The organism is Pseudomonas sp. AN3A02 (assembly GCF_011765255.1).
In the GTDB taxonomy this organism is placed as follows: Bacteria; Pseudomonadota; Gammaproteobacteria; order Pseudomonadales; family Pseudomonadaceae; genus Aquipseudomonas.
Genome location: NZ_JAARNI010000014.1, coordinates 1 through 14,538, shown reverse-complemented (window position 1 = coordinate 14,538; position 14,538 = coordinate 1). Strand labels below are relative to the sequence as shown.

The following is a 14,538-nucleotide window of genomic DNA, read 5'->3' as shown; positions in this document are numbered from 1 at the left end:
GAAACTCCTTGGGTGAGTACGAATGCAAAGGCTGACTATTGTCGAACAGGCGCTGGCAGCGCTTGTACGGGTGTGCTTGGTTGGGTTTACCAGCTGAACTTGAGTTCGACCCCCAGGTAATTGCTGTCATGCCCGCCGGCATCCCGCAGCGTCTGGCCGACCGCGTAGTGCACGGCCTCGACGGCGCCGGTGAGGTTGGGGGTAAACCCGTAGTCGGTGCGAACTTGAGCATAGGCGCCGGTCCAGCGTTCGCCCTGGCCTGCGGTTCCGGCCACCGGCAGGTTGGGCTGGGTGTAGACCGCGTCTGCGGTGGTTTGCCGCCAGAGCAGGCCCACGGCGGTCTGAACGCTGAGCTTGGCGATGGGCTTGACGGTGATCGACGGCTTGACGTGAATCAGGTTGCTGTAGCCCGTATAACCCGCCAGGGAAAAGTAGTAGCCATTGGGGAACAGCGGGTTGAACGTCCCTACCGTGCCGTCACCGGCGTGGCGGTCGCCCGAGGCGATATCCATCTGCAGTCCCAGGCGCGGTGTCCAGGCCAGGCTGTCGAAGGTGTAGCCCACGCGGCTGCCGCCACCCCAGGCACGGATATCCTTGTGCCCCACCGAGCCACCTTGCAGCATGGCTTCAATGTCCCAGTCAAAGCCCAGTGCCGCGCCGCCCAATCGCGCGTCGAACAGTTGGCGTTTTTCATCGCCGTCGCCGTCCAGGTAGTGGGCATCGCTGCGTTCATACACCCCGTAATAGGCCGACAGCTCATTTTTGCCACCCACCAACCGCTCGACCCGCAGCATGTGAAACTGCGCGTCAGCGTTGGATTTATCGTCGAAGTGCCGCTCGTCCTGGTACTGCACCGGGTGGCTGGCGATCCCGATAAAACGCCAGTTCGAGGTTTCCCAGTCAGCCCACAGCGCATCAAAGGACTGGCGCACATTCGGCCCATCCCGTGATGAGATGAAGCGCTGCAAGTCGAAGGCGAAGTCCTGCCGGCCGACGCGGCCCTTGAACGTGCCGGCACTGAAGGTGTTGATGTATTCGGCAAAGGCCAGGCGCAGGTCGACACGGTTTTGGTCGGCGCCGCCGATTGACGTCTTGTCATAGGCCCGGGCGTCTTCCAGCTGGGTGAACACCCGCCAGTTTTCATTCAGATGCAGGTCGGCATGCATCTGGAAACGCTGGATCAGGTAACGGTCACGGGCCACGTTATTCACGCCGAAACCGCCCGCGTCATTCATCTCGAAGCGCTCGCGCAAGGTTGCGCCCAGGGACAGGTAAGTGAACGGGTTGGCACTGGACAGCGGGATGTACTTCAGGCTGTCCAGGGGTTGGGGGCGCAGCGTTGGGTCCTTGAGCACGGACCAGTCTTCCTGCCAGCGGTTGGCCTTGATCGCTGGCCGTGTCGCTTGCTCGTCAGCGTGGGCGCTGCCTGCCAGCAGCGACCACAGCACCGCCAGGCTCCAGCCCGTGCCGCGGATCATTTTGCCCCGCTGAGCTGGTGAATCTCCGCGACGTAACCGCCCGGGAATTCCACCAGCGCGCTGCGCCGGCCCTTACTGTCAAGCGCCGGAACCAGCACCTTGGCACCGGAGCCAGTGGCTTTGCCCAGCGTGTCGGTCAGGTCGGCCACCTGGTAGCCGGTGGTTTCATGGCCGAAGGGGTAGGGCAGTTGGCCGTTGGTGACCAGTACCGCCATGTGCCCGAACGGCGACTCGATATCGACGCGGCGATAGCTGCCGCTGGCCTGGCCGATCTCGACCGCCGGGGCATGCTTGTCATCGGCCAGGACTTTGCCGTGGGAAAACCCGATGAAGGATTTGATGAACGTGTCGGCACGGTCGCTGGAGACATACACGCGGTTCTCCGGAACGGTCTGGAACGCCGCGTAATCCGGGGCCTTGGTGTGCCAGTAGAGCTGCATATTCACACCGCCCGGCCACTGGATCACCGCATCACGGCCAATGGGGTCGGGAAAATCACTGACAATCACCGCCGCGCCGTTTTCCCGGGCAGCCTTGAGTGCAAGGTCCATGTCCTTGACCAGGTAGCCGTTGCGCTCCTGGCCGAACGGATGCGGGACAGGCGTGGTGAAGCCAAACAATGACACCGTGCCGGCCGGCGTCTGCAAGAGTTGCGAAGTGGTGCTGCTGGGCACCGGCAGTACATTCACCACCACCTGGGCCGTGCTTTTGCCGCCGAACGTGGCGAGAAAACTCTGGGCAAAGCGGTCCACGTCAGCCGGGGCGACATAAACGTGGCTGGTGTCGTATTGCGGCGCCACGGCTACGTTCGGGGTTGCGGCAAACGCGCTGCCCATCATCTGTACGGCCAACAACGTCAAGGCCAGCGGTATCGTCATTACTTTCTTGCGCATGCCCACTCTCCAGCACTCTTTAGCGTGATCGAAAGCCGTCAGCTTAGGGACCGGGCCGCCCTGCGGATTGTATGGACGTGCTCGGTTGAACGGTTCAGCGTCTATGCTGGTCAACTGACTTCAACGTCTGATTACGCAGGTGAACGAAATGGCCAAGACTTACAGCTATGCCGCCAGGGATCCCAAGGATTCACTCAAGCCCTTCACATTCGAGCGTCGCGCCCCCGGGGCCGACGACGTGCAAATCGACATCCTCTACTGCGGCGTCTGCCACTCGGACCTGCATACCGTGCGCAACGAATGGCACAACACCTTGTACCCGTCGGTGCCGGGCCATGAAATCGTTGGCCGGGTGACGGCGGTGGGCGCCAATGTCAGCAAATTCAAGGTAGGCGACCTGGCCGGTGTCGGCTGCATGGTCGACAGCTGCCAGCAGTGCGAATCCTGCGCCGAGGGCGAAGAGCAGTACTGCGAAAACGGCTTCACCGGCACCTACAACGGCCCGGTGTTTGGTGGCGAAAATACGTTCGGCGGCTACTCGGACAATATCGTGGTGAAGGAGAAGTTCGTCCTGCGCATCTCCCATGACGAGAGCAACCTGGCGGCGGTCGCGCCGCTGCTGTGCGCAGGCATCACCACCTACTCACCGCTGCACCACTGGAACGTCGGGCCGGGCAAGCGCGTTGGCGTCGTCGGCCTGGGTGGCCTGGGGCATATGGCGGTGAAAATCGCCCACGCCATGGGTGCCTACGTCGTGCTGTTCACCACCTCGCCGAACAAGCGCGAAGACGGCCTGCGCCTGGGCGCCGATGAAGTGGTGGTATCGAAGAACCCGGATGAAATGGCCAAGGTTGCCAACTCCCTGGACTTCATCCTCAACACCGTGGCTGCGTCTCACAACCTCGATGCCTTCCTCAACCTGCTCAAGCGCGACGGCACCATGACCCTGGTGGGTGCCCCGGACAGCCCGCACCCGTCGCCGACCGTGTTCAACCTGATCTTCAAGCGCCGCAGCCTGGCCGGATCGTTGATCGGCGGCATCCAGGAAACCCAGGACATGCTGGATTTCTGCGCCAAGCACGGGATTGTCTCGGACGTCGAGATGATCGACATCCAGAGCATCAATGAAGCCTACGAGCGGATGCTCAAGGGGGATGTGAAGTATCGGTTTGTGATCGATATCGAGAGCTTGAAGAAAGAAAAGAACGCGGCCTGATTAATCACCGCAGAACCACTGTGGGAGCAAGCCCGCTCCCACATTTTGATCTTCGCTATTGTCTAGACCGACAGGTGCTCATACAAAATCGTCGCACCCACCAGCATCAGCACCACGCCGCCGACCATCTCGGCGCGCTTGCCCACCACAGTCCCCAACACCCGGCCGAGCATCATGCCGATGGTCACCATGGTCATCGTCGCCAAACCAATAGCCGCTGCCGCCACCAGGATATTCACGTCGACAAACGCCAGGCCCACACCGACCGCCAGTGCATCAATGCTGGTGGCAAACGCCGTCACGGCAAGAATCATGAACGAGTGCTGGCTCGGTTTCTCTTCCTCTGGATCATCGGCTTTCATGCCGTTGTAGATCATGTGCAGGCCCAGGCCGACCAGCAAGGTAAAGGCGATCCAATGGTCCCAGTCCTGCACCCAGCGGGTGGCAGCCTGGCCAATAGCCCAGCCGATAATCGGCGTGATGGCTTCGATCACACCAAAGATCAGGCCGGCCCGCAGGGCTTCGGTCAAACGCGGTTTGTGCAGGCTGGAACCTTTGCCGATGGCCGCCGCGAAGGCGTCCGTGGACATGGCAAGGGCGAGAAGGATGAGGGAAATGGGGTTCACGGTAAGACTTCCAGTCGGGCTATATGAGTCAACGACACAACCACACGCCCGACTTCAGGCATGGATGTGTCGCTGGTCTCACCAACCAAAATGGTGTTCGCACCACGGCATGTTGCCGAGAATGTTGATACGAACGCTTCGAGAATCCGAAGCAGGCTACTCCCCAACGAGGTGGCGGATCATAGCCTTGGCTACATGAAAATTTTGTTAACCGTGCCTCACGGATGCTCCAGATGACACCGTACCTGCTGACTCATCCCGCCGGTCAACCGCTGCGGCCGTTCGCAGCCTTGGGTACGGCGCGGGCAGCGATCAAGGAAAAAGCACCCGCCCGGCAACACCCGGTTCCCCGGCAACTCGGTGGGTGCACTGACGTAGGCATCATCCAGCGCCACCCCCAGCTTGGGCACCGCCTCCAGCAGCAGCTGGGTATACGGATGCTTCGGTTGCTCCAGCACTTGCTCGGCACACCCCAGTTCTACAATCTGCCCCAGGTACATCACCGCCACCCGGTCGGCCATGTGCCGCACCACGGACACGTTGTGGGAGATCAGGATGTAGGTCAGCCCCAGTCGGCGTTGCAGCTCGGCGAGCAGGTTGAGGATTTGTGCCTGGACCGAGATGTCCAGGGCCGAGGTCGGCTCGTCCAGTACCAGGATGCTCGGATTGGAGGCGAGCGCGCGGGCGATGGCGATGCGTTGGCGCTGGCCACCGGAAAACTGGTGCGGGTAGCGGTCCAGGTATTCGGCGCGGATGCCCACTTGGGCGGCGACCTTGGCGGCGATGGTGCGCATTTCACCCTTGGGCGTGTCGCCGAGGGCGAACAACGGCTCGGTGATGATTTTCCAGATGGGCAGGCGCGGGTCGAGGGACGATTGCGGATCCTGGAACACGATCTGCACATGGCGGTGACGTTCCCGGGCGCTTTCGTAGACCCAGTCGACTTCGCCGTCGCTGGGCTTGACCAGGCCCATCAACAGTTGGGCGAGGGTGCTTTTACCACAGCCGGATTCGCCGACAATCCCCAGGGTTTCCCCGCGGCGAACCTGCAAGTCGATGCCGTTCAGGGCGTGGGCATAACCGCGCGGGCGGCCCAGCCAGTCGGTTTTCACCGGGAACTTGACCCGCACATCCCGCAGGGCCAGCAGTGAATCTTGAGGCACTGTCATTACATCGACTCCCCGGCAGTCAGCCAGCACGCGCTTTTGCGGGTGCCGGCAGGGTTGATCAGATCCAGGCGCGGACGCTCGATGCACTGGCTCATGGCCTGGGGGCAGCGTTCGCGGAAGGTGCAGCCTGAGGGCAGGGCGGCGAGGTTGGGCACCTGGCCGGGGATGGTCAGCAGGTCGTCGCCGGGCTTTACCTGTTCCGGCAAACCGCTGAGCAGGCCCTGGGTGTAGGGATGGCGCGGGTCGCTCATCACTTGGGCGGTTGGGCCTTCTTCCACCACCGCGCCGGTGTACATCACGTAGACCCGGTCGCAGAACTGCGAAACCACCGCCATGTCGTGGGTAATCAGCAAAATCGCGGTGCCGCGTGCCCGGGCTTTTTCCCGCAGGAGCAACAGCACCTGGCGTTGCACGGTGACGTCGAGGGCGGTGGTGGGTTCATCGGCGATCAGCAACTGTGGGTCGCAGGAAAACGCCAGGGCGATCATCACCCGCTGGCGCATGCCGCCGGAGAGTTCGAAAGGGTAACTGTCGAGCACTTGCTCGGGGTCGGCGATGTGCATGTCCCGCAGCAGGGCGATGGCCTTGGCGCGGGCGGCGGCTTTGCTCAGGCGCTGGTGGTGGATGATCACGTCGAGCATCTGCCGGCCAATGCGCCGGGTCGGGTTCAGCGCGGTCATCGGCTCCTGGAAGATCATCGCCGCGTCCCGCCCGCGAATCTGCAACAGCTCCTTCTCGCTGGCAGCCAACATGTCGCGGCCAAGCATCTGCAAGCTGCCGGCGGTGATCCGGTAACTGCGTTCCGGCAGCAGGCGCAGGCTGAGCATGGCGGTCACGGATTTGCCGGAGCCGGACTCACCCACCACGCCGACCACTTCGCCGGGGTTGACGTGTAACGACACGCCGTTGAGTGCCTGGACGTTGTTGCGGTAAGCCGGGAACTCCAGGCTCAGGTTATCGATGGCAAGGACTGCCGGACTGGACATGGTCATTTCCCCTGTTGCCGTGGGTCGAGCAGGTCACGAACACCGTCACCCAGCAGGTTGAAACCGGTCGCGGTGACCAGGATCGCCAGCCCCGGAAAGGTCGAGTACCACCAGTTGTCGAGAATGAAATTGCGCCCGGTAGCAACCATCGCGCCCCATTCGGCGGTGGGCTGCTGTGCACCCAGGCCGATGAAACCCAGGGCCGAAGCCATCAGGATCGCGCTGCCGATGTCCAGGCTCAGTTGCACCAGCAACGGCGGCATGGCGTTGCGGCCCACGTGCCACGACACGATGTGCCAGCGCCCGGCGCCGAAGGTCTGGGACGCCTTGACGTAGCCCATCTGGCGAATGCTCAGGGCTTGGCCGCGGGCCAGGCGCACGTAGAACGGAATACGCACCACGGTGATCGCCAGCATCGCGTTGAACAGGCTCGGGCCCAGGGCTGCGGCCAGGGCCATGATCAGCACCAGGGACGGCACCGACAGCATGATGTCCATCAGGCGCATGATCAGGCTGTCGAAACGCCCGCCGATAATCCCCGACAGGCAACCCAGCAAGCCGCCCACCAGGCAGGATGAAAACGCCACGAACAGGCCGACGCCCACCGACTGGCGGCTGCCGTACAGCACCCGGCTGAACAGGTCGCGGCCGACTTCATCAGTGCCGAACCAATGCTCGGCGGAAGGTTCGGCCAGGCGTTGGGCCAGGTTCAAAGCGTTGGGATCATGGCTGGCCAACCAAGGGGCGAAGGCCATGCAGATCAGCACGATCAAGGTGATGGTCAGGCCGGCGATGGTCAGCGGGCTGCGGCGTATTTGATAGCCCAGGTACTCCATTCGCGCGCGCCAGGTGGGGCGCTGCTCCAAGGGTACCGGTACGGGCATGGTCACGGGTGCGGTCATCTCAATTCACCTCGCCGATGCGTGGGTCGACCACCCGGTAGAGCAGGTCGATCAGCATGTTCAGCAGCACATAAATAAACGACACCATGATCGCGAAGCCCATCACTGCCGGGAAATCCAGGGACTGGATCGACTTCACCACATAGGCGCCCATGCCCGGCCAGGCGAACACGGTTTCGGTGAGCACGGCGCCGTACAGCAGGTCACCGAGGGTCAGGCCGAGTACGGTGATCGACGGGATCAGCGCATTGGGCAGGGCGTGGCGCAGGATCACTGCCCAGCGCGACAGGCCGTAGGCACGGGCGGTGCGGATGTAGTCCTCGCCCAACTGGTCGAGCATCGCCGAACGGATCTGCCGGGCGACCACGCCGAGGTTGACGAAACCCAGGGTCACGGCGGGCAGGATCAGATGCTCCAGGGCATTCAGGAACAGCGGAATATCGCCGGCCAGCAGCGAGTCGATCAGGTAGAAGCCGGTAATGGTGCGTGGCGGTTCGAGGCCTTCATCCAGCCGACCGCTGCCGGGCAGCCAGCCGAGTTGGCCGTAGAACAACACGATCAGGCCCAGGCCAAGCCAGAAGGCCGGCGTGGAAATGCCGGTGACCGCCAGCGTTCGGGCGATCTGGTCGATGGCGCGGTTGTGATACACCGCTGACAACACGCCAAGCGGTACGCCCACCAGCACCGAGAGCAACAGGGCGGCAACCGCCAGTTCCAGGGTCGCGGGGAAGAAGGCTTTCAGGTCTTCCAGCACCGGGCGGCTGGTGCGGATCGACGTGCCGAGGTCGCCGTGCAGCAGGTCGCTCATGTAGCGGCCGTATTGCTGGTACAGCGGCAGGTCGAGGCCCAGTTGATGACGGATGTTCTCGACAATGGCGTCACTGGCCCGGTCGCCGGCAATCAGGCGCGCCGGGTCACCCGGGATCAGGTGGGAGATGCAAAAGGTAATCAGCGAAACGCCGACGACGACCAAAATCAGGCCGAACAGGCGTTTGCGCAACATATTCAGGAAGGCCATGAGGGCTCCTCGGTAACACAGGACGGGCAGCGTTCAACTGTAGGAGCGAGCTTGCTCGCGAAGGTCGTCAATGATGGCGCGCTGATCCTGAATGAATGCGGCGCTCTCGGGTTCTTCGCGAGCAAGCTCGCTCCTACAGGGGTATCGAGATCAAGCGGCAGTTACTTACTGATCTCAGCCACGTTGAACACCTGCTCCAGCATCGGATGGAACACATAACCCTTCACCGACTCACGCATCGGCAGGGTGTAGTTCTTCTGATACAGGTAGGCGTACACGCTATCCTTGAGCACGATCTTCTGGGCTTCCTGGTACAGCTCGGTGCGCTTGGCCGTGTCGTTGTTGGCCGCCGCATCGCGAATCAGCTTGTCCACCACCGGGTTGCTGTAGAACGAGCGGTTGCCCGGCAGCCCTTGCAGGGAGGAGTCGAACCAGAAGTTCATGTACATGTAGGGATCGGAGAAGTCCGGCGCCCACGAGCCGATGGACACGTCGAAGTCACCCTTGCCCAGGCGCTCGCGCATGGTGGCGTTGGCCAGTTTTTCCATCTTCAGGTTGATCCCCAGCGGCGCCAGGCTGGCTTGCAGGGTCAGGCCGATGGATTCCCAGTCCGGGTCCTTGTCGGAGTACATGTAGTTCAGGTTGGTGATTTTTGTCGGGAGCTTCTTCAGGTTGGCGCCGGCGCTGTCCAGGTCCTGTTTCATCAATGGCAGGCTCGGGTCATTGGCCCACATGCCGGCGGGAATCGGCCCGTTCATCAACTTGGCCTGGCCCTTGAGGATGCCGTCGACAATGCCTTTGTAGTCCACCGCATCAACGATTGCCTGGCGGGCGTTCTGGTTGTTCAGCGGGGCTTTCTGGTTGTTCAGGTACAGGTAGGTCACCCGCAGCGACGGGAACTCCTTGATCACCACGTCTTTCTTTTTGGCCAGGTTGGTGAGTTGGTCCTGAGGCATGTCTTCGGCAATGTCCAGATCACCGCGTTCCAGTTGCAGGCGGCGTACCGAGGCTTCGCTGATGATCTTGATCACCACCTTGTTCAGCGCGGGCTTGGCGCCGGCGTAGTAGGTGTTGGGTTCCAGGGTCAGGCTCTGGCCCTTCTGCCAGTTGGTCAGGCGGAACGCGCCGGAACCGGCGGTGTGGGTGGATAGGTAGGCGTTGACGTCGCCCTGTTTCACCACGTCCGGGTTGATGATGCCGGCGCCGTTGTGGGCGAGGGTGTAGAGGAAGGGCGCGTAGGGTTTGGTCAGGGTGAAGCGCACGGTCAGCGGGTCGACCACGGTGACTTTCATGTCATCCGGGAACGCGCCCGACGGGCCTTGCTTGAGCTGCATCACGCGGTCGAAGGAGAACTTCACCGCATTGGCATCTACCTCGGCGCCGTCATCGAACTTGTTGCCGGGCTTGAGTTTGAAGTCCCACACCAGGCCGTCGGCCGAGGTGGTCCAGCTGTCGGCGAGGTCGCCCTTGACGTCGGTGCTGCCCTTGCCGTTTTCGACTTTGTAGGCCACCAGTTTCTGGTACGCCGGGTACGTCACCGCCCAATCGTTATTGTCGATGGTCACGGCCGGGTCGAGGGTTTGCGGGTCGGCGGCCTTGCCGATCATCAGGGTGTCTTTGGGCGCGGCCGCACTTGCCGATTGCCACGCGCCCAGGCTCAGGGCGGCGCACAGCAGGGAGAGTGCGAGGGTCTTGCGGTTACTTGGGGTCATGCCGGTTTCCTTGATTATTTAGAGGAAAAAGCGGGTTGGTTTATTTTTATGAAATCTATAACCGGGCAGTTGGAGCTAAAGGGTGCTGCTCATTATTGTGATGGTACGTTCCTTGTGATCAGTGTGACTCCTCAATTAATGGGAAAAGTTCGGCGTCCGGCAATTCGTAATGCCACCACTCGGTGGCAATCGCCTTGAAGCCGGCGCCGAGCATGATGCCCAACAACAGCAGGCGGTTGCGCTGCACCTGCGGCGGCAAGTCGGGGTAGAACTGGTGGGACTTGGGCTCCATGGCATCAAACGCCGTGCCCATGTCCAGTGGTGTGCCGTGTTCATCAATCAGTGTCAGGTCGACGGCCACGCCGCGTGTGTGGTGCGAGCCCAGGCGCGGGTCGCGCACGTAGTCCGGGTTGGGCAGGGCTTGCCACAGCAACTGCTGGGCGTAGGCCGGCCGATAGGCGTCGTAGATCAGCAGGGTCATGCCGGCCTGGCGTGCCAACAGGCTCGCCTTGCGCAGGCAGGCCGCCGCTTCAGTGTGCAGCAGGCAGCGGGCGTTGCGGTAGATCACGGTGCCTGCCAGGTTGTCGGCACTGGCGTAGATCAGGTCGACCTGTACCGGGTACTCCGGTGGGGCGATTTCTACCAATGGGCTGGTATTCACTCAAAGATTTCCTTTCCAGGGTCAGGATTCGAACTGGCCGAAGGCCTGTTGCAGGGCGCGGTTTTTCGCCAGGCGTGCGTCCAGGCGCTCGCCGTAGCGGTCAGCGACCGCGGACACCATCAGGTTGAACAGGCACGTCAGGGGCGCCATGGAGTCCCAGAACTGGCCAACATCGGTTTTCAGTTGCAGCAGGTCCAGGTCGTAGTCCCGGGCCCAGGGGCATTGCAAATCGGTGATCAGCGCCAAGGGTAGACCCTGGGCATTCGCGGTCTCGCAGAACGTGGGGGTGATGCTGGAATAAGCGCGGAAGTCCGCCGTGATGGCGTAGGGTTTTTCAAAGCCGGAGTTCAGGGTCTCGGCGTAGATTCCCGACAGGCCGTCGACGTAATAGACCTTGGGGCGAATGTATTCCAGGTGACTGTGGAACGCGTTGAGGATGCCCCGGGTGGACTGGATACCGAGGATAAACACGGCGTCGGCGTCCACGATGTGCTGCACAATATCGGCAAAACCCTGACTGCGGGCCAGGCCGTAGACGTGCTGGATGGCTTCGATCTCGCGGTTGAGGGAGCGGTCGAGGGCGTCTTCCTGATCGTTCTCCTGGCGAAAGGCACCCAGGCGGTCGGTGATCAGCCAGGACGCTTGCGGGTCGCCACGCAGGCCTTGCTTGACGTCATCGAGGTTGCGATAACCCAGGGTTCGCAAAAAACGTCCCACCGAAATCCCGGTGGTACCGGCCTGTTGCGCAATGCTGTCGGCGGTTTCGAACGGTAATTGCTGCAGGTTGCCCAGCAGGTAAGTAGCGATGCGCTTGCCGGTGGGCGTGAGCGTCGGGAACTGCTGTTCCAGCGTGCGCTGGAAGCTGTTTTTATCCATGACGTTTTCGCGGAGACCGGTCATTGATGTTACTCAGGTTTCATGATTTTGATGTCTGTTAGAAACATAACATCGGCAATCGCGATAACACAATGGCTTTTTTTCGAGCGGGTACGCAGGAGGGGGACAAGCGACGATCAAGGCCGCTGGGGTTTCACCGATGTGCCGAAGGTATTGCCCATACGCACGCTGGTCGCCGCTGGCGTAGAGAGCCCGATCTGGTTCGGCTTGCGCTTTTCGATGGGCACCTGCTGCGCTTCCTGGTTCTTTTGCGTGGCTTTTGCGGCGTCCGGGTTGTTGCCCATTTGCTGGCTCAGGCAGCCATAGTCCGGCGCCTTGTAGCCATCCACATTGACCTCGGCGCAGCCACTGGGAGCGCCTTCGGCGTGGGCCATCAGCGGCAGGGTTGCACACAGCAACAGGCGGGCGAGGGTCGGGAACAGGTTCATCAGTGCCTCCTGGCGCGCCCTGGGAAATGGGCGGGTATAGGGCAAAAGTGTAGTGCAGCGGGCTGGCCGTCACCGTGATGTTTTTTTTGCTGGCACCGTAACATCAGGTTCATAAACGGGCCTCAGGATGACGGTTTTGTAGGCTATGTCGGACGTGTTGCGATGCTGAGCAGGGGGGCTTGGAGGCGCGCGGGCTGCTGCCTGGCTCTGCTGTTGGGGCTGGCGCAAAGCGTGCGCGCCGAAGTGATCCTGGACCTGCCTGCCCAGAACCTGGACAACGCCCTCCAAGCGTTCAGCCGTGCCACCGGCATGGCGGTGCTGGTGGACCGTGAATTGACCCGGGGCCGGCGTTCCATCGGTGTACATGGCCGCTACAGCGCGCAGCAAGCCCTGGGCCTGCTGCTGACAGGGAGTGGCTTGATGGCGCGTTATGCCCGCAGCGATGCGTTCACCTTGCAAGTCCCCGAGGTCAGCCAGCCGGCAACCACCCGAGGGCTGAAGGCCGGCCATGCAGCACGGATCAACAACAGCTACGCCACGGCCTTGCAGCAGGCGATCGAGCGCAGTTTGTGCCGTTCGCCCCTGACCCGCCCCGGCAGTTTCCGGGCGCTGGTGCAGGTGTGGGTCAACGGTGACGGGGTGATCGAACACAGCCGCCTGGTCAGTTCCACCGGCGACCTGCAGCGTGACGAAGCGCTGGTACGCGGCCTGGGCTCCACCCGTGTCGAACGCCCGGCGCCCAGTTCACTGCGCTTGCCGGTGACCTTACTTTTGATGCCCGATTCAACAGGAACACGCATGGAATGCACAGCAGGGGAAGGAGTTTCCGGGGCATGAAAGACACCGGCCACAGCACGATGGTCAGCCTGTTCCTGGCGTCCTACGAGGACTTTAAGGTACGCCTGCGCAAGCGCCTCGGGTCCGAGGACCTGGCCAACGACGTGCTGCACGAAACCTACCTGCGGGTCGACCGCATGGAGGTGCCGCCGAACCTGGCGCAACCCAATGCCTACCTGTACCGCATGGCCCTGAACATCGCCGCCGACCGGCGCCAGGCGGATGCGCGGCTGCTGACCGGCAGCGAAGTCGAAGAGCTGCTGCAGACTGTCGATGAAGCCCAGGACCCGTCGCGGGTGGTGGGTGGCCAGCGGGAAATCCAGTCCTTGCTCAAGGCCCTCTACGAGCTGCCGGCGCGGCGGCGTCAGATCCTTATCGCTGCGCGCCTGGAAGAGGCGCCGCATCTGGAAATCTCCAAGCGTTTCGGGATTTCCACGCGCATGGTCGAAAAGGAAATCAAGGCCGGGCTGGGCCACTGCGCGCAGCGCCTTGAAAGAAAAGTGATCCAGCGGTTCGGTCCCGGGGCCGGAAAACCGTCTTAGTGATTGAGTCCCTGATAATCCGTTGAGTACCTGCGCGCTTGAACATTTTTAACTTCCCCGCTGCCCGGAATGTGCCAGACAACCCCCTGCACGATGAAGCGCGTGATTGGCTGGTGCTGCTGACTTCGGGCAGGGCCACCGTTGCGGATGCCAAAGCGTTGCGCCAGTGGTGCGCCCAGAGCCCGGAACATGCCCGGGCGTTCGAGCAGGCCAAGGTGTTATGGCAGCAATTGGCACCGGCCGCCGAGCAGTTTTCCCGGCCACGGCATTTTGGGCGACGGGCGTTTTTGGGTGGGGCGATTGCGGCGTCGGCGGCGGTGTTTATGGTGCGGTTTACCGTGCCGGGTGGATTTGCCGGGTTGACGGCGGATTACCGCACCGAGGTCGGCGAGCAGCGGCGGGTGGAGTTGAGTGAGGGTGTTCGGCTGGAGCTCAATACCCAGACGCGGATCAGCCGGCGTGAAGGTGGGATTGAGTTGGTGGAGGGGGAGGTTGAGGTGGTTGCCAATGCTGCGATGCCGCTTCAGGTTCAGGCTGGTGGAGGGTGGTTGAGTGCGGCTCGGGCGCGGTTCAATGTGCGCAATACGGATCACAGTGTGTGTGTGACGTGCATTGATGGGGCGGTGTCGGTGGCTGTGGGCGGGCGTACGGTTCGGCTTGAGGGTGGGCGGCAACTGACTTATGACGCTGGCGGTGTGGGTGAGCCGGTGGCGGTGGATGTGCAGGCGGTGGTGGCCTGGCGGGAGCAGGTGTTGGTGTTTGATAACGCGACGTTGGCGACGGTGGTGGATGAGATTAATCGCTATCGGCCGGGGATGTTGCTGCTGATGAATGCGGAGTTGGGCAAGCGGCGGGTGCAGGCGCGGTTTAGTTTGCATCAGTTGGCGGGGGTGGCGCTTTTGATTCGCGATGCGTATGGGGCTAAGTGTACGGAGTTGCCTGGGGGGGTGGTTTTGTTGAGTTAGTTTGGTGTGTATATCCGTTATTTAGGTAACGGCCACTTAGGGTTCCGCTCTTACAGCCATCCCTTTCAAGGTCTTGGTTTAAAATCCCCTAACCAATCCAGTCAGGGCGACGAAACTATGTGGGACAAGGTTTTAGAACGGTTTGAAAAACTAGCACCAGCCAGTGTCATGACCAAGTTGGTCTTAGAGCAGGCGGTAGATGCCGAGT

Annotated in this window: 16 protein-coding genes and 1 riboswitch; of the genes, 5 read left to right on the top strand and 11 right to left on the bottom strand. The window is 62.1% G+C overall.

Annotated features, from left to right (window positions below):
• Positions 1-86 precede the first annotated feature (86 nt).
• Together HBJ59_RS29135 and HBJ59_RS29130 are read right to left on the bottom strand one after the other, a co-directional pair.
• Complete coding sequence (locus HBJ59_RS29135; RefSeq protein ID WP_167665547.1) at positions 87-1,478, bottom strand: alginate export family protein; 1,392 nt, start codon at positions 1,476-1,478, stop codon at positions 87-89.
• On the bottom strand, positions 1,475-2,371 hold the full coding sequence (locus tag HBJ59_RS29130) for a glyoxalase (protein ID WP_167665546.1): 897 nt from the start codon (positions 2,369-2,371) through the stop codon (positions 1,475-1,477). Before HBJ59_RS29130 ends, HBJ59_RS29135 begins: the two co-directional genes overlap by 4 nt.
• A 148-nt stretch (positions 2,372-2,519) precedes the next feature.
• Here HBJ59_RS29130 and HBJ59_RS29125 point away from each other — a divergent pair, with 148 nt between their 5' ends.
• Positions 2,520-3,587 carry an NAD(P)-dependent alcohol dehydrogenase gene (locus HBJ59_RS29125; RefSeq protein ID WP_167665545.1) on the top strand — a complete coding sequence of 356 codons (1,068 nt, stop codon included), beginning with the start codon at positions 2,520-2,522 and terminating at the stop codon, positions 3,585-3,587.
• Positions 3,588-3,649: 62 nt separating this feature from the next.
• On the opposite strand, the gene mntP is transcribed toward HBJ59_RS29125, so the two are convergent.
• The 9 genes from mntP to HBJ59_RS29080 form a co-directional block, all read right to left on the bottom strand.
• Complete coding sequence (mntP, locus tag HBJ59_RS29120) at positions 3,650-4,213, bottom strand: manganese efflux pump MntP (protein ID WP_167665544.1); 564 nt, start codon at positions 4,211-4,213, stop codon at positions 3,650-3,652.
• Between the two features lie 10 nt (positions 4,214-4,223).
• A riboswitch (yybP-ykoY riboswitch) is annotated at positions 4,224-4,390 on the bottom strand.
• A 41-nt stretch (positions 4,391-4,431) separates the two neighbouring features.
• Positions 4,432-5,382 (bottom strand): oligopeptide/dipeptide ABC transporter ATP-binding protein, encoded by a 951-nt coding sequence (locus HBJ59_RS29115; RefSeq protein WP_017475343.1) that lies wholly within the window; start codon positions 5,380-5,382, stop codon positions 4,432-4,434.
• The gene (locus HBJ59_RS29110; protein ID WP_167665543.1) at positions 5,382-6,374 is read right to left on the bottom strand and encodes an ABC transporter ATP-binding protein; all 993 of its coding nucleotides are present in this window, start codon (positions 6,372-6,374) and stop codon (positions 5,382-5,384) included. Before HBJ59_RS29110 ends, HBJ59_RS29115 begins: the two co-directional genes overlap by 1 nt.
• The gene (ddpC, locus tag HBJ59_RS29105) at positions 6,371-7,252 is read right to left on the bottom strand and encodes a D,D-dipeptide ABC transporter permease (protein WP_032868129.1); all 882 of its coding nucleotides are present in this window, start codon (positions 7,250-7,252) and stop codon (positions 6,371-6,373) included. Before ddpC ends, HBJ59_RS29110 begins: the two co-directional genes overlap by 4 nt.
• 19 nt (positions 7,253-7,271) lie before the next feature.
• Positions 7,272-8,288: an ABC transporter permease gene (locus tag HBJ59_RS29100; RefSeq protein WP_017475340.1), complete on the bottom strand. Its 1,017-nt coding sequence runs from the start codon at positions 8,286-8,288 to the stop codon at positions 7,272-7,274.
• Between the two features lie 161 nt (positions 8,289-8,449).
• Positions 8,450-10,000, bottom strand: a complete 1,551-nt coding sequence (locus HBJ59_RS29095; protein WP_076016374.1) for an ABC transporter substrate-binding protein — start codon at positions 9,998-10,000, stop codon at positions 8,450-8,452.
• Positions 10,001-10,118: 118 nt separating this feature from the next.
• Positions 10,119-10,661, bottom strand: a complete 543-nt coding sequence (gene ddpX / locus HBJ59_RS29090; protein ID WP_063029126.1) for a D-alanyl-D-alanine dipeptidase — start codon at positions 10,659-10,661, stop codon at positions 10,119-10,121.
• A 21-nt stretch (positions 10,662-10,682) separates the two neighbouring features.
• Positions 10,683-11,537: a MurR/RpiR family transcriptional regulator gene (locus tag HBJ59_RS29085; protein WP_032898755.1), complete on the bottom strand. Its 855-nt coding sequence runs from the start codon at positions 11,535-11,537 to the stop codon at positions 10,683-10,685.
• Positions 11,538-11,674: 137 nt separating this feature from the next.
• Positions 11,675-11,986, bottom strand: a complete 312-nt coding sequence (locus HBJ59_RS29080; protein ID WP_167665542.1) for a hypothetical protein — start codon at positions 11,984-11,986, stop codon at positions 11,675-11,677.
• Between the two features lie 162 nt (positions 11,987-12,148).
• On the opposite strand from HBJ59_RS29080, the gene HBJ59_RS29075 reads away from it, so the two are divergent.
• The 4 genes from HBJ59_RS29075 to HBJ59_RS31315 form a co-directional block, all read left to right on the top strand.
• Entirely contained in the window at positions 12,149-12,823 is a 675-nt protein-coding gene (locus tag HBJ59_RS29075; protein WP_076016372.1) for a secretin and TonB N-terminal domain-containing protein, read from the top strand.
• Positions 12,820-13,365 (top strand): RNA polymerase sigma factor, encoded by a 546-nt coding sequence (locus HBJ59_RS29070; protein ID WP_076016371.1) that lies wholly within the window; start codon positions 12,820-12,822, stop codon positions 13,363-13,365. The genes HBJ59_RS29075 and HBJ59_RS29070 overlap by 4 nt, the downstream gene beginning before the upstream one ends.
• 38 nt (positions 13,366-13,403) lie before the next feature.
• A complete protein-coding gene (locus HBJ59_RS29065; RefSeq protein WP_167665541.1) occupies positions 13,404-14,330 on the top strand; it encodes a DUF4880 domain-containing protein in 927 nt (308 codons plus the stop codon).
• Positions 14,331-14,336: 6 nt separating this feature from the next.
• On the top strand, positions 14,337-14,538 hold a 202-nt coding region (locus HBJ59_RS31315), incomplete at its 3' end, for a hypothetical protein (protein ID WP_218586001.1).